Here is a 22,350-nt window from a genome sequence, read left to right as displayed (position 1 = left end):
GCCCGCTACGAGAGGCCCGCGGCGGAGCGCAGGTCCTCGACCCGGTCGAGGCGCTCCCAGGTGAAGTCGGGGAGCTCGCGGCCGAAGTGGCCGTAGGCCGCCGTCTGGGCGTAGATCGGGCGCAGCAGGTCGAGGGCGTGGATGATCGCGGCCGGACGGAGGTCGAAGACGGAGCGGATCGCCTCGGTGATCGTCTCGTCCGAGACGGTGCCGGAGCCGAAGGTCTCGACGTAGAGGCCGACCGGAGCGGCCTTGCCGATCGCGTAGGCGACCTGCACCTCCATCCGTGAGGCGAGGCCCGCGGCGACCGCGTTCTTGGCGACCCAGCGCATCGCGTACGCGGCCGAGCGGTCCACCTTGGACGGGTCCTTGCCCGAGAACGCGCCGCCGCCGTGGCGCGATGCTCCGCCGTAGGTGTCGACGATGATCTTGCGGCCGGTGAGCCCCGCGTCGCCCTGCGGGCCGCCGATCTCGAAGCGGCCAGTGGGGTTGATCAGCAGGCGGACAGCCGAGGAGTCAAGGTCGACCGTCTCGAGCACCGGACGGATCACCTGCGCCTCGATGTCCGCGTGGATCGTCTCGGTGCTGACGTGCTCGGCATGCTGGGTGGACAGCACGACGGTGTCGATGGTCGACGGGGTGGTGCCGTCGTAACCGATGGTGACCTGGGTCTTGCCGTCGGGGCGGAGGTAGTCGAGTTCGCCCGACTTCCGCACGGCCGCCAGACGCTCGGCGAGGCGGTGGGAGAGCCAGCTGGGCAGCGGCATGTACTCGGGGGTCTCGTCGGTCGCGAAGCCGAACATCAGGCCCTGGTCGCCCGCGCCCTGGCGATCGAAGGCGTCCTCCCCCGCCTCCAAAGAGCGGACCTCGAGCGCCGTGTCGACACCCGCCGCGATCTCGGGCGACTGCTGGCCGATCGAGACCGAGACGCCGCAGGAGCGGCCGTCGAAGCCCTTCTCGGAGGAGTCGTACCCGATCTGGACGATGGTGTCGCGCACGATCTTGGGGATCTCGACGTAACCGCTCGTGGATACCTCGCCCGCGACATGCACGAGGCCCGTCGTGACCAGCGTCTCGACGGCGACGCGGCTGTGCGGGTCTTCGCGGAGCAGCGCGTCGAGGATGTGGTCCGAGATCTGATCGCAGATCTTGTCCGGGTGGCCCTCGGTGACGGACTCGGAGGTGAACAGGCGGAGGGGACCGGAGGTCATGCTTCTCTTCTCGTCCCGGTGTCGCGGACCGGGGTCGTTCGTACCGGGAGTGGCCGGGCGGGCGGAGTGGCGGGGCGGGCAGGCGGTCGGCGCCCCCGCGGGCGACGCGGTGGGGCTAGCGCGCGACCGCGTCGAGGACGCGATCGGCCACCTCCGCCTTGCTACCCGAGGCCTCGCCTACTATATCGCCGGCCCGATCCAGGACCACGACGGCGTTGCGCTCGCTCTGGAAACCCTCGGCCCAGCCGACCCGGTTGAGCACGAGCAGATCGCACCCCTTGCGGGCGATTTTGGCGCGGCCGAGGGCGAGCATCGCCTCCCGGTCCGGCTCGGTCTCGGCGGCGAAGCCGACGACGATCTGCCCCTCGTGTCGCGCGGAAGCGATCTCGGCCAGGACGTCCGGGTTCTTGACCAGCTCGAGAACCAGCCGGTCGCCCTGCTGCTCCTTCGTGATCTTCGCGTCGGCGACCTCGGTCGGCCGATAGTCGGCGACGGCCGCGGCCATGATCACGATGTCCATTCCGGGAGCGGCGGCCAGGGCGACTTCGCGCAGCTCGAGAGCGGTGCCCACCTGGCGCACGGTGACGCCCTGCGGCTCCAGCACGTCGAGGTTGGCGGCGAGGAGGGTCACCTCGGCGCCGCGGGCAGCAGCGGCCAGCGCGAGCGCGACCCCCTGCCGACCGCTAGAGCGGTTGCCGACGAAGCGCACCGGATCGAGGGGCTCGCGGGTACCCCCCGCGGTCACCAGGATGCGGAGCCCCTCCAGATCGCGGCGGGCGCCGACGGCCCGGGCGTGCACGGCCAGGGCCTCGGCGACGATCGTCTCGGGCTCCTCCATGCGGCCGGGTCCGGAGTCGGCGCCGGTGAGACGCCCGACGGCGGGGCCGATGACGTGAACGCCGCGCGAGCGGAGGGTCGCCGTGTTGGCGACGGTCGCGGCGTTCGCCCACATCTCGGTGTGCATCGCCGGAGCGACGACCAGCGGGGCGGTGCTCGCGAGGACTGTGTTGCCGAGCAGGTCGTCGGCGAGCCCGGCGGCAAGTTTGGCGAGCGTGTGCGCGGTCGCGGGCGCGATCACGATGAGGTCCGCGGCCTGGCCGATGGCCACATGCCGCACCTCGGCGACACCCTCATATAGCTCGGTGTGCACGGCGTTGCGCGAGATGGCCTCGAGGGTCGGCTTCCCGACGAAGCGCAGCGCCGCCTCGGTCGCGACGACATGGACGTCGTGCCCCGCGAGGACAAGCGCGCGCACGACTCCGACGGCCTTGTACGCGGCGATGCCGCCGGTGATGCCAACGACGATGGTGAGTCGCCGACCGGCGTCGAGAGAGGACCCCACCCGGCGGGGACTACTCGGCGAGGGGCTGGGCGACCAGCTTGTCCTCGTTGATCTCGTGCAGCGCGACCGAGAGGGGCTTGTCGTCGATGGTCGAGTCGACCAGCGGGCCGACGTTGTCGAACAGGCTGCCCTCGTGGAGGTCGGCGTAGTAGTCGTTGATCTGGCGGGCGCGCTTGGAGGCGAAGATCACCAGCGCATATTTCGAGTCGACCTTCGAGAGGAGCTCGTCGATAGGCGGGTCAATGATGCCGAGGTTGTTGGCCATGAGTGTCTCCTTGCGGGGCGCATCAGCGCCGATCTGCTGCTCCGGAGCGCCACGGCGCCAGGGCTCCGGCGGGCGCGAGCCCGAGGAAACCCGGGACGTCGGCCCGGAGATGGTCGGTGGCCCGGTGTCAGCGACCCGGATCAGCGGGGGGATCGTCGGCACGAGGCACCATCAATTCTACGACCTCGCGGGCCGCTTCGGGCACGGTGCTGTTCACAACGGCGACATCGAACTCGTCCTGTGCGGCCAGCTCCACCTTCGCGGTGGTCAATCGCCGCTCCTGCTCCTCGGCGCTCTCGGTGCCGCGCCCGACCAGTCGACGCACCAGCTCATCCCAGCTGGGCGGCAGGAGGAAGACGAGGCGGGCGTCCGGCATCCGCTCGCGCACCTGACGCGCACCCTGGATGTCGATCTCGAGCATCACCTGCCGGCCCTGTTCCAGCGCAGCGTCGATCGGTCCGCGCGGCGTCCCGTAGCGGTGCGCGTTGTGCACGACCGCGTACTCGAGGAACTCCCCCGCCGCGATCATCCGGTCGAACTCGGCGTCGTCGACGAAGTAGTAGCTCACGCCGTCCACTTCGCCGGGCCGCGGAGCCCGCGTCGTCGCCGAGACCGAGAGCAGCACCTCGGGGTAGTTCTCGCGGATGTAGGTCGAGACGGTGCCCTTGCCGACCGCGGTGGGACCGGCGAGCACCAGCAGCCGGTTGCGGGAGGAGCGCCGGCGCGCCTCCCGCTCTTCCAGGAACGACGCTAGGCCCTCGACCTGACGACGGCCGAGCCCGCCGAGGCGCTTGGACTCGGCGATCCGCAGCTGCTCCATCACCCGCGGCGTCTTGACCACACCGAGGGCCGGCACGGAGCGCAGCAGCTCGCTGACGCGCATCCGCCCCTCGACCCCTAGCGGCTCGGCCTGTGCAGCGGCGAGCACGGCGGTCGCGGGGCGGCGACCGGAGGCGACCGCCTTCTTCACGACGGCGCGGGCACGGCGCGCCGCGATGGCGGCCTCGGAGGCGGCGCGGCGGTCGACCTCGGGCGGCGAGGGACGGCGCGCGGCCTCCGGGCGCGACACGGCGCCGGGGTCGGGGCTAACGGTTTCAGCGGACAAGGGTCTCCTGAATGTCGGTCGCACGTCGGGTGATCTCGGCGGCGATCCCGGAGGGGCCGGCGCTGAGCACGCTGCGCGACTCGCTGACGATGGTGGCAACGCTCAGCGCGCCGAACAACCGCTGCGCGTCCGCAACGGCGGCGCCCTGATGGCCGAAGCCGGGCGCAAGCACAGGGAGTGCGGGGTGCAGCGGCTCGTCAGTGCCGATGCCGAAGTCGCCCAGGGCGACCGTGGCGCCGAGCACCACACCGACCGAGCCGGTCGACGCGCGAGCGTGAGCGTCGTTCCAGGATGCCACGTCCGCCACGACCGCGGATGCCACCGTCGCGCCCGCGCGGTCGCCGTCCTGCACGAGCGCGCGCTGCACGCGCCGTGCCTCCGGGTTGGAAGTGGCGGCGAGCACGAACACGCCCTTGCCCGCCTCCTCCGCCAGCGTCAGCATCCCCTCAAGCGAGCCGAGGCCCTGGTAGGCGGCCGCGGTCATCGCGTCCGCCTCGAGCGGCGAGCCGGGCCGGAGCCACGCTTCGGCGTAGGCGGTCACGCTGGTGCCGATGTCGCCGCGCTTGGCATCGGCGATCACCAGAAGCCCGGCCGCCCGGGCGTCGGCGAGCACGCGCTCGAGCGCGCGGTATCCCGCAGAGCCGCGCCGCTCGAAGAAGGCGACCTGCGGCTTCACGATGCCGGTCCGCCCGGCCGCGGCCTCGACGACGGTGCGGCCGAAGCTCTCGAGCCCGTCCGCGTCATCGGCCAGCCCCCAGGCGTCGAGGAGGAAGGAGTGCGGGTCGATCCCCACGCAGAGCTGTCCGTGCGCGGCGAACGCCGCCTCGAGGCGTGAGCCGAAGGAGGCGGTGCCCACTGCGCCGGTGCTCACGCCGTCCGCTCCGCGCGGCGCCGCGCGTAGTCCTGCAGGCTGGTCACCTCGAACGGCTCGTTCGCCGCGTCGAGCGAGGCGACCGCGGCCGCGAGCTGGGCGATAGTGGTGAACAGCGGCTTGTCGGCGGCGACCGCGGCGGCGCGGATCTCGTAGCCGTCGGCGCGAGTCGCTCCTCCGCTGGGCGTGTTGATCACCACGTCGACCTCGTCCCGGCTGATCAGCTCGACGATCGAGGGGGCGTCGCCCTCGGCGCTCTCGCTGTACTTGCGCACCACGCGGGCCTGGATGCCATTGCGGTTCAGCACCTCGGCCGTGCCCTCGGTCGCGAGAAGCTCGAAGCCGAGCTGGCGCAGGCGCAGCGCCGGCAGCACGATCGAGCGCTTGTCACGGTCGGCGACCGAAATGAACACGGTGCCGCTGGCGGGCATGCCGCCGTACGCCGCGTCCTGACTCTTCGCGAACGCGCGCGGGAAGTCGCGGTCAATGCCCATCACCTCGCCCGTGGAGCGCATCTCGGGGCCGAGCAGCGAGTCGACGATCTGCCCCTCCTTCGTGCGGAAACGCTTGAACGGCAGGACCGCCTCCTTCACCGCGATCGGCGAGTCCATCGGCACATCGGAGCCGTCGCGCTCGGGCAGCAGGCCCTCGGCCTTCAGCGCCGCGATGCTCTCGCCGACCATCACCCGCGAAGCCGCCTTGGCGAGCGGGATGCCGAGCGCCTTCGAGACGAACGGCACCGTGCGGGAGGCCCGGGGGTTCGCCTCAAGCACGTAGAGCACGCCCTGGCCGATGGCGAACTGCACGTTGAGCAGGCCCCGGACGCCGACGCCCTGCGCGATAGCGAGGGTCGCCTCCCGCACCTGGTCGATCTGGCGGCGGCCGAGGGTGACCGGCGGCAGGGTGCAGGCCGAATCGCCGGAGTGGATGCCGGCCTCCTCGATGTGCTCCATCACTCCGCCGATATAGAGCTGCTCACCGTCGAAGAGGGCGTCGACGTCGATCTCGATCGCGTCGTCGAGGAAGCGGTCGACCAGGAGCGGGTGGCTCTCGTCGATGATCCCCTCGCCGGCCATCCGCTCGAAGTAGTCCTCGAGCTGCGGAGTGGCGTAGACGATCTCCATGCCCCGCCCGCCGAGCACGAACGAGGGCCGGACGAGGACCGGATAGCCGATCTCGACCGCGACCTCCCGGGCGCCGTCGAGGTCGGTCGCCGTGCCGTTGCGCGGAGCGAGCAGGCCCGCCTCGTCGAGGATACGCGAGAAGGCGCCGCGCTCCTCCGCGAGGTCAATGTTCGCGGGGGTGGTGCCGAGGATGGGCACGCCGGCCGCCTCGAGGCCCGCGGCGAGTCCGAGCGCGGTCTGGCCGCCCAGCTGCACGACGACGCCGACGAGCTCGCCGGACTGCGACTCCGCGTGGATCACCTCGAGCACGTCCTCGAGCGTCAGCGGCTCGAAGTAGAGGCGGTCGGAGGTGTCGTAGTCGGTCGAGACCGTCTCGGGGTTGCAGTTGATCATGATCGTCTCAAAGCCCGCGGCCGAGAGCGCGAACGAGGCGTGCACGCAGGAGTAGTCGAACTCGACCCCCTGCCCGATGCGGTTGGGGCCGGAGCCGAGGATAACGACCTTGCGGCGGTCGGCGGCGACGACCTCCGTCTCCTCGTCATAGGAGGAGTAGTGGTAGGGCGTGAGCGCCGGGAACTCGCCCGCGCAGGTGTCGACGGTCTTGTAGACCGGGCGCACGTCGAGCGCGTGGCGGACGCGGCGCACTTCCGCCTCGTCGAGCCCGCGCAGCTCGGCGATCTGCGCGTCCGAAAAACCGTGGTCCTTGGCCAGGCGGAGCAGCCCCGCGTCGAGCTCGTCGTGCTCGCGCACCAGCTCCGCGATCTCGTTGATGAGCACGATCTGGTCGAGGAACCAGGGGTCGATCTTCGTGGCCTCGAACGCCTGCTCGACGCTCGCGCCTCGGCGCAGCGCCTGCTGCACGGTGACGATGCGGCCGTCAGTCGGCGTCTTCACGATCTCGAGCAGCTCCTCGACCGAGCGCTCCTCGGCGCCCCAGTGGAACGACGATCCGCGCTTCTCGAGCGAGCGCAGCGCCTTCTGCAGGGCCTGCGCGTAGTTGCGGCCGATCGCCATCGCCTCGCCTACCGACTTCATGGTGGTGGTCAGCGTCTTGTCGGCGGCGGGGAACTTCTCGAAGGCGAACCGCGGAACCTTCACGACCACGTAGTCCAGCGTCGGCTCGAAGCTCGCCGGGGTCACCTTCGTGATGTCGTTCGGGATCTCGTCGAGGCGGTAGCCGATGGCGAGCTTCGCGGCGATCTTGGCAATGGGGAAGCCTGTGGCCTTCGAGGCGAGGGCGGAGGAGCGGGAGACGCGCGGGTTCATCTCGATCACAATGATCCGACCGTCGGCGGGATTGATCGCGAACTGGATGTTGCAGCCGCCGGTGTCCACGCCCACGTCGCGGATGATCCGAATGCCGATGTCGCGCAGCTTCTGGTACTCGCGATCGGTGAGGGTGAGCGCCGGTGCAACGGTGATCGAGTCGCCGGTGTGCACGCCGACCGGGTCGACGTTCTCGATCGAGCAGACGACGACCGTGTTGTCCGCCGTGTCGCGCATCAGCTCGAGCTCGTACTCCTTCCAGCCGAGGATCGACTCCTCCAGGAGCACTTCGGTGGTCGGGCTCTGGTGCAGGCCGTCGCCGACCATCCGCACCAGCTCCTCGCGGGTGTAGGCGAATCCGGAGCCCAGGCCGCCCATCGTGAACGACGGGCGGATGACCAGCGGATAACCGAGATCCTCGGCGTACTCGATCGCCTCCTCCACCGTGTGCGCGATGTACGACGTGGCGACGTCCGCGCCCGCGTCGAGCACCAGCTGCTTGAAGATCTGGCGGTCCTCGCCGCGGTTGATCGCCTCGAAGCTCGCGCCGATCAGCTCGACGCCGTACTTCTCAAGGATCCCGAGGTCGTGCAGCTGAATGGCCGCGTTGAGGGCCGTCTGCCCGCCGAGGGTCGGCAGGATCGCGTCCGGCTTCTCTTTGGCGATGATCGCCTCGATCGCCCGGGGCGTGATCGGCTCCACGTAGGTAGCGTCGGCGAAGTCGGGGTCGGTCATGATCGTCGCCGGGTTGGAGTTGACGAGGATCACGCGCACCCCCTCGGCGCGCAGCACGCGGCAGGCCTGGGTTCCGGAGTAGTCGAACTCGACGGCCTGTCCGATGACGATCGGGCCGGAGCCGATGACCAAGACGCTCTGGATGTCTTCCCTGCGCGGCATTACTTCTGCTCTCCCGTGGTGGTGGTGGTGGCGCCCTGCTCAGCCGTGCGCTGTACGACCATGTCGCGGAAGCGGTCGAAGAGGTGGTTGGAGTCGTGCGGGCCGGCCGCCGCCTCGGGGTGGTACTGCACCGAGAAGGCGGGAATATCGAGGCAGCGCAGACCCTCCACGACCGAGTCGTTGAGGGAGTAGTGGCTGACCTCGACGCGGCCGAAGCCCTCTGGCGAGTTCAGCTCGCCCTCGATCGGCGCGTCCACGGCGAATCCGTGGTTCTGCGAGGTGATCTCCACGCGGCCGGTGAGCTTGTCGAGCACGGGCTGATTGATCCCGCGGTGGCCGAACGGGAGCTTGTAGGTGCCGAAGCCGAGCGCGCGGCCGAGCAGCTGGTTGCCGAAGCAGATCCCGAAGAACGGGAGGTCGGCGCGCAGGGTGGTGCGCAGCAGCTCGACATGACGGTCCGAGGCCTCGGGGTCGCCGGGGCCGTTCGAGAAGAACAGCGCCGACGGATCCAACGCGAGCACCTGCTCCGCCGACACCGACTCGGGCAGCACCTGCACGTCGAAGCCGCGCTCCGAGAGGTAGTGGATCGTCGAGGTCTTCACGCCCAGGTCGATCACCGCGACCGAGCCGACGCGCTCACCGCGGGCGGGCACCGTGTACTGCTCGTTGGTCGAGACGGCGGAGGAGAGGTTGAGGCCCTGCATCTGCCGACCGCCGAGGACCAGCGCGAGCTGCTCCTCCTCCGGGAGTGCGAGGTCCTCGCCCGAGAACACGCCGGCCCGCATCGAACCGGCCGAGCGGATGTGGCGGGTGATTGCCCGGGTGTCGACGGCCGAAATGCCTACGATGCCGTCGGACTCGAGGTCGTCATCGAGCGAGCGCTGCGCGCGGAAGTTGGAGACCACGCGGGAGGGGTCACGGACGACGTAGCCGGCGACCCAGATGCGGCGCGACTCCCTGTCCTCGTCGTTGGTCCCGGTGTTGCCGATGTGCGGCGCGGTCTGCACGACGATCTGGCCGGCGTAGCTCGGGTCGGTCAGCGTCTCCTGGTAGCCGGTCATGCCGGTGGCGAAGACGATCTCACCCAGGGTGCGGCCTCGGGCGCCGTAGGCCTGTCCCAGGAATCGTCGTCCGTCCTCAAGGACGAGGACGGCGGTGGGTTGGGTGCTGAGGCGTGTCGTTGGCACGGACGAGGAGCCCTTCTGGGTCGTGTCGGGGCCGCGGTCGGCGGCTCCGGGGTGGGAGGGGGAGGAACGGGGGCCGGCCAGACGCTGCAGCTCGGCGATCAGGTGCGCGCGGAGGGCCGGCTCAGCAACGCGGAGGTAGCTGTCGACGATCGCGTCGCCGCGCGGCGACCACGAGATCACGAGCAGCCCACCCTCCTCGACGGCGCGGTCGATCACGTAGCTGCCCTGGCCCGCTCCGCGCAACAGCTCTGCCGGGATCACGGTCTCGCGCTCACCGATGGGGGCGATGACGACCCCGCGCTCGTGCAGACGCAGCACGGCGTTGCCGCGGAAGCCGAGCCCGGGCAGCACGACGCGCTCGAGCGGCTGCTCGAACCGAGTCGTGGCGACGTACGGCAGATCGACGCGCTCGACCTCGGCGCCCAGCGAGGAGGCGGGCACGGGCTCCGGAGCGAGGCCGGCCGAGCGGCGGCGGCGCGCGCGCCACGAGAGCAGCATCCCGACGAAGACGAGGACCACGACCGCGGCGATGACGATCGTGATCACGGCCCTATCCACGGGAGGCCTTCGCGGAGGCAGCGACGAGCGTCGCGTCGACGAGCTCGCCGTCGAGCACGGTCGGGAAGCCCCGGTGCAGCGTCGCAACGACCCGGCCCGGCAGCTCGCGGCCGAGGTATGGGGAGTTGCCGCTGCGGCCACGCAGGTCTCTCGCCGAGAACCGGCGGCGCGCCTGCGGGTCGTAGAGCACCACGTTCGCGGCGGCACCGACGACCAGACCGTTCTCGTATCCGCTCAGCCTGCCGATGCGGGCGGGTGCGGAGGAGAGCACCCGTGCGACGTCGCTCCAGCCGATCCGGCCGTCCTCGACGACGGCGGCGTGCACGACGCTCAGCGCGCTCTCGAGGCCCACCATGCCGAACGCCGCGGCGTCCCACTCGCAGTCCTTCGCCTCGACCGGGTGCGGCGCGTGGTCGGTGGCGACGATGTCGATGGTGCCGTCGGCGAGGGCCTCGCGGAGGGCGAGCACGTCCTCGTCGCGGCGCAGCGGCGGGTTCACCTTGAAGCGGGCGTCGTAGCTCGGGCCGCCCTGGCCGGCGACGGCCTGCTCAGTGAGGAGGAGGTGGTGCGGCGTGACCTCGGCCGTCACGTCGATCCCGCGCGCCTTCGCCCAGCGGAGGACGTCCACCGAGCCCGCGGTCGAGACGTGGCAGACGTGCAGGCGCGAGCCGACATGCTCGGCGAGGAGAACATCGCGGGCGATGATCGCCTCCTCCGCGACGGCCGGCCACCCCTGGAGCCCGAGAGCGCTCGACACGGCTCCCTCATTCATCTGCGCGCCGACGGTGAGGCGCGGCTCCTGCGCGTGCTGGGCGACGACCCCGTCGAACGCCTTGACGTACTCGAGCGCGCGGCGCATCAGCAGCGCGTCCGAGACGCACTTCCCATCGTCCGAGAAGACGCGCACGGCCGCGCGGCTGCGGGCCATCGCGCCGAGCTCAGCGAGCGACTCCCCCGCCAGGCCCACGGTGACCGCGCCGATCGGCCGAACCGTCGCGTAGCCGGCGTCCTCGCCCAAACTCTGCACCTGCTCGACGACGCCGGCGGTGTCCTGCACCGGCGAGGTGTTCGCCATCGCGAAGACCGCGGTGAAGCCGCCGGCGGCCGCGGCACGGGTACCGGTCAGGATCGTCTCGCTCTGCTCGAAGCCGGGCTCACGGAGGTGAGTGTGCAGGTCGACCAGTCCGGGCAGCGCCAGGAGGCCGTCGGCGTCGATCACGCGCGCGCCACTCGAGTCGAGGTCGGCGCCGATCTCGACGATCACGCCCCCGTCGATCAGCAGGTCGGCGGTCGATTCGTCGGCGAGTGTCGCCCCGGAGATCAGGATGCGCTCCGTCGGGGCAGTGCTTCGTGCGGGGGCAGTGCTCATCGGTGGTCCTCCCGTTCGCCGGACAGCAGCAGGTAGAGCACGGCCATCCGGACGGACACGCCGTTCGTGACCTGTTCGAGCACCGTGGAGCGGCTCGAATCGGCGGCGGCCGAGGAGATCTCGACGCCCCTGTTCATGGGTCCGGGGTGCATCACGATGGTATCGGGACCCAGACGGGCGAGTCGTTCGTCGTCGAGCCCCCAGATCCGCGCGTACTCGCGTCCGGTGGGGAAGAACCCACTCGACATCCGCTCCAGCTGGATGCGCAGGAGCATCACCACGTCGGGTAGTCCTGTGTCGATTGCCTCGTCGAGGTCGAAGCGGATGGTCACGGGCCAGTCGCGGGTGTCCACCGGCACGAGCGTCGGCGGCGCGACCAGCGTCACCTCGGCGCCCAGGGCCCTCAGCAGCCAGACATTCGAGCGCGCCACCCGCGAGTGCACGATGTCACCGACGATCGTGACCGCGACGCCGTCCAGGCTCTTACCGCGCGACGCGGCCGCTCCGTGCAGGCGCCGCCGGATGGTGAAGGCGTCCAGGAGCGCCTGGGTCGGGTGCTCGTGCGTGCCGTCGCCGGCGTTCAGGATCGACGCGTCGATCCAGCCGCTCGCCGCCAGCACCGCAGGCGCGCCCGAGGCGCTGTGGCGGATGACGACACCGTCCGCGCCCATCGCCGCGAGGGTCTGCGCGGTGTCCTTCAGGCTCTCACCCTTCGAGACGCTGGAACCCTTCGCGCTGAAGTTGATCACATCGGCCGAGAGACGCTTCGCCGCCGCCTCGAACGAGATCCGGGTGCGAGTGGAGTCCTCGAAGAAGAGGTTGACGACGGTCTTTCCCCGCAGAGTCGGCAGCTTCTTGACCTCGCGGTTCTGCACGTCCGCCATGTCCTCGGCGATGTCGAGGAGGGCGATCGCGCTCGCGCGGTCGAGGTCGCGGGTCGAGAGCAGGTGCTTCACCGGGGGGCCTCCTCGTCGCTCGACTCGATGGCGACCAGGTCCTCGCCGTCCGTCTCGACCAAGCGCACGTTGATCCGCTCGCTCAGGCTGCTCGGCAGGTTCTTCCCCACGAAGTCGGCGCGGATGGGCAGCTCGCGGTGGCCGCGGTCGACCAGCGCCGCCAGCCGGACGGCGCGCGGGCGGCCGATGTCGCTGAGGGCGTCGAGGGCGGCGCGGATGGTACGGCCGGAGAAGAGGACGTCGTCCACGAGGACGACGGTGCGGCCGTCGATGCGGGCGGGGACCGCGGTCCGCGCCGGGGTGCGCACCGGGTGCCGGGAGAGATCGTCCCGGTACATCGTCACGTCGAGGGATCCGGCGAACACGGGGTCCGCGTCCGGCTCGATCCGGCCGATCGTCTCGGCGATGCGCTGCGCGAGGGCGACGCCGCGGGTGGGGATCCCGAGGATGACCAGCGACTCGGGGCCGCGGTTCGACTCGAGGATCTCGTGAGCGATGCGCGTGAGCGCACGCGTGATGTCAGCGCCGTTCAGCACGGTTCGTGCCGTCACACCGACCTCCTTCCCCGCCTCACAGGACGACTGTTAAAGGAAAAGCCGTGTTGAGTATAGGGGCCGCCGACCCGCACGCCCGTCCCACCTCGCGGAGGTAACCGAAGCGGAGCGGGCGAGCAGCGCTCACGCGGTCGCGCGCGACTCCGCGACCGAGGCGAGCAGGCCGTTGATGAAGCCGGCGGAGTCGTCCGTCGACAGCGACGTCGCCGCCTCGACCGCCTCCGCGATGGCGACACCGTCGGGCACCTCGTCGTTGTGCACGATCTCCCACACGCCGATTCGCAGGATCGCCCGGTCGACCAGCGGCATCCGCGACAGTGTCCAGCCCTGCGCGAGCTGCGCGATCAACGCGTCGATCTCGTCCGCATGGTCGATGACGCCGTCCACGATCTCGCGGGCGTAGAGCCACGAGGCCTCACGAGCCGGCTCGTTCGCCGCCCGCTCCGCCTCGGCGCGCAGCGACTGGGCGAAGCTGATCTGCCGAACGTCGGCGTTGTAGAGGATGTCAAGAGCGCGCTTGCGCGCCTTCGTGCGAGCACTCACGGCGGGCCCGGCTCAGCTGACGCGGCCGAGGTAGTCACCCGTGCGGGTGTCGACCTTGACCTTCGTGCCCTGCTCCAGGAAGAGCGGGACCTGGATCTGGTAGCCGGTCTCCACCGTCGCGGGCTTGGTGCCGCCGGTCGAGCGGTCGCCCTGCAGGCCCGGCTCCGTGTAGGTGATCTCGAGCACGACGGAGGCGGGGAGGTCGATGTACAGCGGGTCGCCGTCGTGCAGGGCCAGAGTCACGTTCTGGTTCTCGAGCATGAAGTTCGCCGCGTCGCCCACGACCGCCTCGGGGACGGTGATCTGGTCGTAGTCGCTGGTGTCCATGAAGACGAAGTCCGCGCCGTCGCGGTAGAGGTACTGGAAGTCGCGGCGGTCGACATTGGCCGTGTCGATCTTCGCGCCCGCGTTGAACGTCTTGTCGACGACCTTGCCGGTGAGGACGTTCTTCATCTTGGTGCGGACGAAGGCGCCGCCCTTGCCCGGCTTGACGTGCTGGAAGTCGATGACGTTCCAGAGCTGGCCGTCAATGCTGAGGACGGTGCCGTTCTTGATGTCGGTGGTAGAGGCCATGCGAAGGGGAATCCGTTTCGGTGGAAGTCTGCGCCGGCGAGCCCGAATGTGCAGGCTCGGCGATATCGGCCGGTCCGGCTGACCCGTCGAGTGTAGTCGACGAGCCCCTCCCGCGAGAGGGAGGGACGGCATCGCTCCCGACCGACGATCCACGCCAGAGGACGCGCCAGCCGCGGCCCCTGCCCGCTCCTGCGTGATTACCATACGCGAGCCTTCCTCGGTGTGTTTCTCGGCCGTCCGGGACCGCGATGTGCGGGCGGCAGGAGCGGGCGCCGGTGCGATGAGCGCCGGGTTCATCGCCGGGGCGAGAGGAGTCACTGTGGCAGATCTGGGCGCGATCGAGGAGAACGTCGTCTTCAGTCATGCGACGGCAGAACAGCTGACCGGCGCGGTCCGCTCCGCCGCTGCCTCGATCGAGGGCCAGTCGGGGTCGCGGGCCGCCCTCGTCACGGCGGCGAGCGCCGAGTTCCGCGGCTGGTTCGCCGAGCTGTTCGCAGAGAACGCGCGAGTGGCGTCGGCGGATGCGAGCGAGCTCGTCGGCCGCCTGCGCGAGGTGGGGGACGCGGTGCAGCAGCTCGCACGCGAGGCGCTCGCCGAGCAGAAGCGGCGCCTCGTCGCGCGAGAGTGGAAGCGCCAGCAGGACGCGCGGAACCTGCTCGAGCATCTGCACGACGGCCTGTTCGGCGAGGAGGAGCCGCCCGTGGGTCCGCCGGCGACACCCCCGTGCGTCAGTGTCGATCCACCACCGATCAGCGGCCGGCAGAATCCCCTCCCCGGCGGCGGCGGCGGAGCGGGCGGAGGCACCACCTCGGCCCGTCCGGAGGACCTCCGCTCGTTCGCCGATTCGTCGAGGACCGCGAACGAGGAGCTGCGGGGCGCGCTCGCGTCCGTCCGCGGCTGGCTCGCCGAGTTCACCGCCTCCTGCCGATGGGGTGCCCTCGCGGCCGACGCGGTGGCGACCGGCTTCGAGCAGTGGCTGAGCGCGAACGACCAGGACGCGACCTGGGCCGGCACGATCGCCGAGGCCTTCGCAGCGGCCGGCGGTGAGGGAAGCGTCATCGCGCTTCCGGACGCGGCGCTCGCGGTCGCCCTCACCTCGGCCGGCGTGTCACTCGTGCGTCAAGACCTCATCATCGCTCCGCCGCAAGCGTTCGGCGCTCCGCCGACGACCGGTTACGCCGACGATCCCGTCAATACGGCCACGGGTAACTTCCTCGAGACCGAGGTCGATCTCGGCTTCGCCGGCGGCAACGCTGCGTTGCGCTTCGCCCGCACCTACAACTCCTTGGACGACCGGGGCGGCGCATTCGGGCGCGGCTGGTCCTCTGAGGCCGAGGTGCGCCTGCGGCTGGCGGACGACGGCGCGACCCTCGTGCGTGCCGACGGTCGGGAGACGGTGTTCCCACGGCGGGACGACGGCTGGGATCGGGCCGACGGCGAGAACCTCTGGCTCGATCGGGTCGGTGAGCTCCTCGTCGTCTCCGACAACGCCGGGAGCCGCTGGGAGTTCTCGGCGGCCGGGGTCTGGCGCGCCTCGAGCACCGGGGCGGGAACGCGGGTGAGCGGCGAACGCGACGCCGAGGGCCGCCTCAGCGCCCTGCAGCACGAGCGGGGTCGACGCATCGACGTGGTCTGGGCCGAGGAGCGCATCGCCGCTCTTTGCGCGTCGGACGGGAGGCGGGTCGACTTCGAGTACGAGAGCGGGCTCCTGGTCTCCGCGACCGGCCCGGCCGGGACCCGCCGGTACGGCTGGAGCGAGGCCGGCCTGCTCGAGAGCGTGACCGACACGGCCGGCGTCGCTGAGGTCCGCAACCGCTACGACTCCCGTCGCCGGGTCGTCGCCCAGACCTCGCCGTTCGGCCGCACCACCCGATTCGCGTACCTTCCCGGGCGGATCACCGTCGCCTCCGACGAGGACGGCACGCGGGCGAACAGCTGGGTCGCCGACGCTCGTGGACGCCTGGTCGGAGTACTCGACCCGGCGGGTCGGCGGCAGTCGATGAGCTTCGACGGGCACGGGAACCTCGTCTCCGCGACCGAGCGCGACGGGGCGACGACGGTCCACGCCTACGATGCGCGCGGTCACCGCCTCCGCTCGAAGACCCCCTCCGGCGCGGACGTCACCGTCGGCTGGGACGAGCACGACCGCGTGATGACGGTCGTCGCGGAGTCCGGCGCCGTGACGCACTACGACTACGCGGACGACGCCGACCGGAACCCGAGCCTCGTCGTTGATCCCGAGGGCGGACGAACGGCACTGGAGTGGACCGACGGACTGCTCACCGAGATCGTCGATCCCGTCGGCGTGCGCCTCCGCTTCGGCTACGACCGGTTCGGCGACCTGATCGCCACCACGGACGCCGACGGCGGGACCGCCCGGCTGGAGCGGGACGAGGCGGGCCGGGTCGTCGCCGCGGTCACCCCCTCCGGAGCCGTGACCCGCTTCCGCTACGACCCGGCGGGTCGGCTCCTCTCGACGCGCGACGCCCTCGGCGCGACCTGGCGCTACGAGTACGACACCGGCGGGCGCCGCATCGCCGTCGTCGACCCGCTCGGCGCTCGCACCACCGTCGAGCACGGCGAGCACGGCGCACCCGTCACCACCGTCGATCCTCTGGGACGAGCGGTGTCCCGCGTCCTCGACGACGTCGGCCACGTCAGTGAGACGATCCTGCCGGACGGCTCCTCCTGGCATTTCGGCCACGACGCCCTCTCCCGACTGACCGAGACGGTCGACCCCAGCGGAGGCGTGTGGCGCCGCGAGCACAACGCGACCGGCGCCCTGACAGCCACCATCGACCCCACCGGCGTCCGGCGCGGCCTCCACCACGAACCGCAGTCGCTCCGGATCGACGACGGCGGCGCGCAGCAGCTCAGCCGCTTCGATGCGCTCGGCCGCGTCGTCCGCGTCGAGGAGCAGGACGAGACCGTCGCGCTCGCCTCCTACGACCTCTGCGGACGACCGGTCGAACTGGTCGACGGCGAAGGCTCCGTCACGGTTCTGCGCCGGGACGCGGCCGGGAGAGTCGTCGAGCGCGTCTCCCCCACCGGTGCCGTGACTGTCTTCGAGTACGACGACTGCGGTCGACCGTCCGCCGTCGTCGATCCGTTCGGCGCCCGCACCGAGATCGGATACGACCGCGACTCGCGCCGCGTGCGGACCGTGCTGCCCACGGGCGAGGTCGAGCGCATCGAGTACGACGCCGTCGGCCGCGTCGTCCGGCGCTCGCTCCCCGGCCTCGGGACGGCCCGGTTCAGCTACGACGCCCTCGGGCGGGTGGTCCGCGTCAGCGACCCGTGGACAGGCAGGCGACGGTTCCGCTACGACGCGGCGGGTCAGCTGATCGAGGCAGTCGACGGGCTCGGCGGGGTGACCCGCTTCGAATACGACGAGCGCGGCCGCAACACCGTCATCACCGACCCGATGGGGGGCGTGATCCGTCGGCGCTTCGATGCCTCCGATCGGGCAGTCGAGGTGATAGATCCGCTTGGCCGCTCGACAACCGCCGGCTATGACGCCGCGGGCCGTCAGATCTGGCAGCGGGATCGGGACGGGTCGCGCTGGGAGCGGCACTACGACTCCGATGGCCGCGAGAAGAGCTTCATGATCGACGGCCGCGTCGTCTCCGAGACGCTCCGCGACATCCGTGGCCGCGCCCTCCGCATCACCGACCACACCGCCCCCGAGGGGCCGGTCGAGCACGAGCTGAGATGGAACCGGCGCGGCCAGCTCATCGAGCGCCGCCGCGGTGGCCGCGGAGTCTCGTGGGAGTACGACGCCGACGGCTCGCGCAGCGCCGTCGTGCATCCCGACGGTCGCCGCACCGAATACGAGCGCGACGCCCGCGGGCTGGTCACCGCCGTCGCGCATCCGGGCCTGGGCCATGCGACCTTCGGCTACGACCGCTCCGGCCGCCTGGTGCGCTCTTCCGCGGGCGCCCTCGCTCAGGAGTGGGTCTTCCGCGACGGCGCGCTCGTCGAGCACCGCCACTACGGCGGCGGTCGCCCCGCCACCACGGTTCTGGAACGCGACGAGGACGGACGTCTCAGCGCAGTGAGCGGACCGGATGGCTCCATCGCTTACCGATACGACGACGCGCACCAGCTGATCGCAGCGATACCCGAATCGGGGGACGCCCGCGAGTGGAGCTACGACGCGGCCGGACGCCTCGTCCGAGAGCGGGTGGGCGGGATGGTGCACTCCCGACACTACGACGCGGGCGGCCAACTGACCGCGGCGGAGTCGAGCGACGGCTCCCGGGTGGAGTACGTGCACGACGGGCTCGGTCGTCGCCTCCGCGAGGTCTCCTCCGACGGTACGGAGCGCAGCTACGCGTGGTCTGCGATGGGCAGCCTGGCGTCGGTCTCGCACGCGCAGGCGGGCTCCGCGCCGCGCACCACCGCAGTCTGGGTGGACGTGCTCGGCGACCTCGCTTCCGTCGACGGCACCGACGTGTGGTGGGACGACGCGAGCGGCGCCCCCGACCTGCTCGCCGTCGGCGACTCGCCCGTCCTGCGCACCCCGGGCGGCGTCACCGGCATCGGCGACCACTGGAACGACCCAGGCTGGCGCCCCGAACGCTCCACCACCGCCCACGACCCGTGGAACCCCACCGCCGCCACCCCCATCGCCGACGGCGTCGGCCTCACCCCCGCCGGCGCCCTCACCTTCGCCGGACTCGAATGGATGGGGCACCGCGCCTACGACCCCACCACCCGCGGATTCCTCTCCACCGACCCCCTACCACCCACCTGGGGCGCGGCCTGGTCCGGGAACCCATACTCCTTCGCCGGCAACGACCCCGTCCACGCACTCGACCCCACAGGTCTAAGCCCCATCACCGACGCGCAATTGCAGGCCTACCGCGACGGAAACAACGGGGCCCTCGCCGCAACCGGCGACTGGTTCGCCCACAACTGGGAATACATCGCCGGCGCCGGGATGATCATCGCGGGCGGCCTCCTGATGTACACGGGAATCGGCGGCCCCATCGGCCTGGGCCTGATCGGCGCCGGAGCCGACACCATCATCCAAAAAGCCACCACCGGCTCCGTCAACTGGGCGCAAACCGCACTCACCGCCGTAGCGGGCGGAGTCGGCGGCGGCATCGCCGCCGCCCGCCTCGGCGCCCTCGGCATTGAAGGAGCCCAAGCCGCCATCGCCATCAGCGCCGCATCCGGCGCCTCCGGCGGCGGAGCAGGAAGCGCCTACACCTACGCCACCAGCCCCGGACCCCACACCACCGGGGACTTCATCGGAGCCACCGCAGCCGGCGCCTTCACCGGCGCCGCCCTCGGCGCCGCAGGCGGAACCATCGGCGGAGGACTCTCCAGCGCAACATCCAAGCTCGGCACCCGCTTGCCCACTAGTGCGGCGTCATTCGACATCACCGCACCCCCATTGCCCCGGATTATCGCCGATACCTTCGTCGGCTCCCGCTACACCTCATCGCAATTAACCGAGCCAACTATACTTTTCCGCGCCGGATCATTTGAAAAGGGACCATTTGGGCAGTATTGGACCGAAACTCCGCCTTTCAGCGTGCTTCAATCTCGAATCGATCGAGCCCTGCCGCCCGTCTGGTCGACAGGGGAATCGGCAGACCTAGATGCCGGATTTGCCGTCCGTTTTCCTGCTGGGACTACAATCCACTCAGGCGAAATAGCTAATCAAGGAGGAATCTACATGGGAGGCACGACGCAGCACGTCATCATAAAACCTTGGTTCATAGATGGCGTAGAAGTTCTCGGCTATTGGGGACTCAAATGAATGTTGAAGCATTGCGAGAAACGCTCGAGGCGTTGGAGCGAGTCTTCATTAGTGCGGAAAGTGCTTTCTGGACCAGGATCATGCATGCCTGGGTCGACGAATTGGCAAGTTCTCAGACCCCAGCAGACATCAGTCGTCTGGCGCGGGAGATTATCCACATGTACGGCGGGATGGGAACCTTCAACGACGTTCTGATCTACACAAATGGGACATACCCTCGAGACCTCAATGAGGAGCTTGACCTACTACGTGGCGAACTGTACGAGATAGCACTAACTCTTGCCTAGAAATTCCGACCGCTTCCGTCCGATGTTATTCAGACAATAGTCTCGCTCGGAACAACGATGGGCCTTGACCCCAGATCCTAGCAACTTCTGAGATCAGAATGAGCAAAATCCATCATAGAAGCCAGCAAAAACAAGCCAGTATTCGCGCTATCCGACCGCTCAAGGACCGAGAGACTTCAGTCGACCGACGAGACAACAACCTCTCTGCAGCTCGGCAGACCCCATTTGTACCGACATTCGCCTATGCAATGAATCGAAATTCGTCATATATGCGATCATCGACGGCAAAGAAGCGGTGCTTCATAAATACCTCACCCGACAAAGATCTTCGTATGGAATGAAAGTTCAGGCACATCGGAGCTAGTAATTAGACAAGAATACGAAGCAAGTTGTGCATTTCATGTATGAGAGTGACGAGTGATGATCAATATTGGACCAATTTGCGAGCCGATCAGCGGCACAGTGGCTTTCGTTAGAGACGGTTTCCACTTCGTGTTCGAGAATAGACAAGGGGGCCTGGACGCCGGGACAATGCTGAAGTTCTCCACTCTCGTCGTCGAGATCGACGGCGATGACGGGAAACTTCAATATCCCGAGGGATTTCTGTCGATGTACGAGTGGGTGCCACGATCTTTTACCAAGCCGGATCTGATCGACCGACGCCTGTATTCAGACATCATACCAATGACCGGTGCCGCCTACCCAGCGGAAAACTTTTCAGCAGGACACGGCGACTTCTTTCCAGAATACGACGCCGACAAAAATCTGCTCCGTCTAACGAGAGAAGGAGTCAAACCGTCTCAAACAGCCATCCAGTTCTGCGAAGGCGCTGCACTGGGTTTCCAGGAAAAGGCCGTCGCGGACCTTTGGATCATTGATCCTCTCTTCAGAGACACCTGGTGATGTGTAGCACGATGGCCCGGATGACAAAATGCCAGCGCTCACGGCCACGCCGTCCTCTACATGCTCTCGGTCGTTCCCCTCCCGATAATCGCCTAAATAACCTTCAGCGCTGATCCCTCTCACTTCGCGACGAACGACACGATCCTCTCCGTACCAACGGTTTAAGCCCGGTCACCGACGCACAATTGCAGGCCTACCGCGACGGAAACAACGGGGCCCTCGCCGCAGCCGGCGACTGGTTCGCCCACAATGCGGAGTACTTCGCCGGCGCCGGGATGATCATCGCGGGCGGCCTCCTGATGTACACGGGAATCGGCGGCCCCATCGGCCTGGGCCTGATCGGCGCCGGAGCCGACACCATCATCCAAAAAGCCACCACCGGCTCCGTCAACTGGGCACAAACCGCACTCACCGCCGTAGCGGGCGGAGTCGGCGGCGGCATCGCCGCCGCCCGCCTCGGCGCCCTCGGCATTGAAGGAGCCCAAGCCGCCATCGCCATCAGCGCCGCATCCGGCGCCTCCGGCGGCGGAGCAGGAAGCGCCTACACCTACGCCACCAGCCCCGGACCCCACACCACCGAAGAATTCATCGGAGCCACCGCAGCCGGCGCCTTCACCGGCGCAGCCCTCGGCGCCGCAGGCGGAACCATCAGCGGAGGACTCTCCAGAGCAACATCCCGCCTATTTCCCAAACTCAAAGATAAGCTACCGGCCAGCGCAGCATCGCCGGAGACAACTACTCCCCCCCAGGAACCACTCAGTGCGATTTCAACTGTCCCTGACAGTGAGATCAATCTCTACGAATACACGCTGCACCACGGTGTACTTAAGCACTCACGAGAATTACAGAATAATGGCGCCCTTGCTCGGCCGTACAACGAACTGAGACTAGTCATGCAACAGATTGTGGACGGGGGCACCGAAGTGGCCGACAGAAATCAATATCTAACAAAATTTGTTGTTTCTGGGGGCTGGAATGGAAGTTTAGGCATGTGGGAATTGGTGCTAGATAAAGAAAGTAAGGAAGTCGTTCACTACCTATATAGGAGCCTGCCCAAAAAATGATTACCATTGGACCGACTAGCAAGCCGATCAGCGGCTCGATCGCTTACATAAGGGACGGACACTACTTGGTCTTTGAGAATCGACAAGGACGGCTTGATGCAGGAAAAATGCTTGCTTTCTCCACGCTCGTTTTAGAATTAGACGGTGACAACGGAAAACTGCAATACCCTGAGGGGTTTTTGTCGATGGGAGGTTGGGTACCTCAATCTCTTCCGATGCCGGATTTATTTGACCGAAGTTTATATTCGGATATAATACCAATGGCCGGAGTCGCCTATCCAGCAGAGGACTTCTCGGCTGGGCACGGCGAGTTCTTCGCCGAATACGATGCGGACAAGAATCTCCTCCGTGTAGCACGAGAAGGAGTCGAACCTTCCCGAACCGCAATTCGGTTCTGCGAGGGTGCTGCCATCGGATTCCTGGGCAGTGCTGTCGCTGATCTGTGGATCATCGACCCACTTTTCCGAGACAGCTTTTGATGCTCGGCCGCCGGTCTGAAGTGGAT

17 protein-coding genes and 1 pseudogene are annotated in these 22,350 nt (G+C 68.9%); 5 read left to right on the top strand and 13 right to left on the bottom strand.

Annotated elements, in window-relative coordinates:
• Positions 1-5: 5 nt before the first annotated feature.
• The 13 genes and pseudogenes from metK to efp all read right to left on the bottom strand — a co-directional run bounded on the left by metK (position 6) and on the right by efp (position 13,821).
• Positions 6-1,211: a methionine adenosyltransferase gene (gene metK / locus C1O28_RS05430; RefSeq protein WP_097166053.1), complete on the bottom strand. Its 1,206-nt coding sequence runs from the start codon at positions 1,209-1,211 to the stop codon at positions 6-8.
• A 115-nt stretch (positions 1,212-1,326) separates the two neighbouring features.
• Complete coding sequence (gene coaBC / locus C1O28_RS05425) at positions 1,327-2,553, bottom strand: bifunctional phosphopantothenoylcysteine decarboxylase/phosphopantothenate--cysteine ligase CoaBC (protein ID WP_097166054.1); 1,227 nt, start codon at positions 2,551-2,553, stop codon at positions 1,327-1,329.
• A gap of 10 nt (positions 2,554-2,563) precedes the next feature.
• Positions 2,564-2,818 (bottom strand): DNA-directed RNA polymerase subunit omega, encoded by a 255-nt coding sequence (gene rpoZ / locus C1O28_RS05420; RefSeq protein WP_055791825.1) that lies wholly within the window; start codon positions 2,816-2,818, stop codon positions 2,564-2,566.
• A 127-nt stretch (positions 2,819-2,945) separates the two neighbouring features.
• Complete coding sequence (gmk, locus tag C1O28_RS05415) at positions 2,946-3,887, bottom strand: guanylate kinase (protein WP_097166055.1); 942 nt, start codon at positions 3,885-3,887, stop codon at positions 2,946-2,948.
• Positions 3,888-3,912: 25 nt separating this feature from the next.
• Complete coding sequence (gene pyrF / locus C1O28_RS05410; protein WP_243392033.1) at positions 3,913-4,794, bottom strand: orotidine-5'-phosphate decarboxylase; 882 nt, start codon at positions 4,792-4,794, stop codon at positions 3,913-3,915.
• On the bottom strand, positions 4,791-8,081 hold the full coding sequence (gene carB / locus C1O28_RS05405) for a carbamoyl-phosphate synthase large subunit (RefSeq protein ID WP_097166056.1): 3,291 nt from the start codon (positions 8,079-8,081) through the stop codon (positions 4,791-4,793). Before carB ends, pyrF begins: the two co-directional genes overlap by 4 nt.
• On the bottom strand, positions 8,081-9,268 hold the full coding sequence (carA, locus tag C1O28_RS05400; protein ID WP_104259969.1) for a glutamine-hydrolyzing carbamoyl-phosphate synthase small subunit: 1,188 nt from the start codon (positions 9,266-9,268) through the stop codon (positions 8,081-8,083). Before carA ends, carB begins: the two co-directional genes overlap by 1 nt.
• 102 nt (positions 9,269-9,370) lie before the next feature.
• Positions 9,371-9,766 (bottom strand): annotated as a pseudogene (locus C1O28_RS16185) (PH-like domain-containing protein); the annotation flags it as partial.
• A gap of 52 nt (positions 9,767-9,818) precedes the next feature.
• Positions 9,819-11,195 carry a dihydroorotase gene (locus C1O28_RS05395; RefSeq protein WP_097166057.1) on the bottom strand — a complete coding sequence of 459 codons (1,377 nt, stop codon included), beginning with the start codon at positions 11,193-11,195 and terminating at the stop codon, positions 9,819-9,821.
• Complete coding sequence (locus C1O28_RS05390) at positions 11,192-12,151, bottom strand: aspartate carbamoyltransferase catalytic subunit (RefSeq protein ID WP_097166058.1); 960 nt, start codon at positions 12,149-12,151, stop codon at positions 11,192-11,194. Before C1O28_RS05390 ends, C1O28_RS05395 begins: the two co-directional genes overlap by 4 nt.
• The gene (gene pyrR / locus C1O28_RS05385; protein ID WP_097166059.1) at positions 12,148-12,702 is read right to left on the bottom strand and encodes a bifunctional pyr operon transcriptional regulator/uracil phosphoribosyltransferase PyrR; all 555 of its coding nucleotides are present in this window, start codon (positions 12,700-12,702) and stop codon (positions 12,148-12,150) included. The genes C1O28_RS05390 and pyrR overlap by 4 nt, the downstream gene beginning before the upstream one ends.
• Before the next feature lie 126 nt (positions 12,703-12,828).
• On the bottom strand, positions 12,829-13,248 hold the full coding sequence (gene nusB, locus C1O28_RS05380) for a transcription antitermination factor NusB (protein ID WP_097166060.1): 420 nt from the start codon (positions 13,246-13,248) through the stop codon (positions 12,829-12,831).
• A gap of 12 nt (positions 13,249-13,260) precedes the next feature.
• Positions 13,261-13,821 carry an elongation factor P gene (gene efp, locus C1O28_RS05375; RefSeq protein ID WP_068210208.1) on the bottom strand — a complete coding sequence of 187 codons (561 nt, stop codon included), beginning with the start codon at positions 13,819-13,821 and terminating at the stop codon, positions 13,261-13,263.
• Positions 13,822-14,140: 319 nt separating this feature from the next.
• On the opposite strand from efp, the gene C1O28_RS05370 reads away from it, so the two are divergent.
• The 5 genes from C1O28_RS05370 (at position 14,141) to C1O28_RS05350 (ending at position 22,324) form a co-directional block, all read left to right on the top strand.
• A complete protein-coding gene (locus tag C1O28_RS05370) occupies positions 14,141-19,591 on the top strand; it encodes a DUF6531 domain-containing protein (RefSeq protein WP_127821452.1) in 5,451 nt (1,816 codons plus the stop codon).
• On the top strand, positions 19,588-19,878 hold the full coding sequence (locus C1O28_RS05365; RefSeq protein ID WP_104249331.1) for a DUF6966 domain-containing protein: 291 nt from the start codon (positions 19,588-19,590) through the stop codon (positions 19,876-19,878). The genes C1O28_RS05370 and C1O28_RS05365 overlap by 4 nt, the downstream gene beginning before the upstream one ends.
• 420 nt (positions 19,879-20,298) lie before the next feature.
• On the top strand, positions 20,299-20,781 hold the full coding sequence (locus tag C1O28_RS05360) for a hypothetical protein (RefSeq protein WP_097166062.1): 483 nt from the start codon (positions 20,299-20,301) through the stop codon (positions 20,779-20,781).
• Positions 20,782-20,966: 185 nt separating this feature from the next.
• Entirely contained in the window at positions 20,967-21,845 is an 879-nt protein-coding gene (locus C1O28_RS05355) for a hypothetical protein (RefSeq protein ID WP_127821451.1), read from the top strand.
• A complete protein-coding gene (locus C1O28_RS05350; RefSeq protein ID WP_127821450.1) occupies positions 21,842-22,324 on the top strand; it encodes a hypothetical protein in 483 nt (160 codons plus the stop codon). The genes C1O28_RS05355 and C1O28_RS05350 overlap by 4 nt, the downstream gene beginning before the upstream one ends.
• The last annotated feature ends 26 nt before the right edge of the window (positions 22,325-22,350 follow it).

The sequence above is a fragment of the Rathayibacter rathayi genome, assembly GCF_004011095.1.
Taxonomy (GTDB): Bacteria; Actinomycetota; Actinomycetes; order Actinomycetales; family Microbacteriaceae; genus Rathayibacter; species Rathayibacter rathayi.
This window is presented reverse-complemented; position numbering and strand designations above follow the sequence as displayed.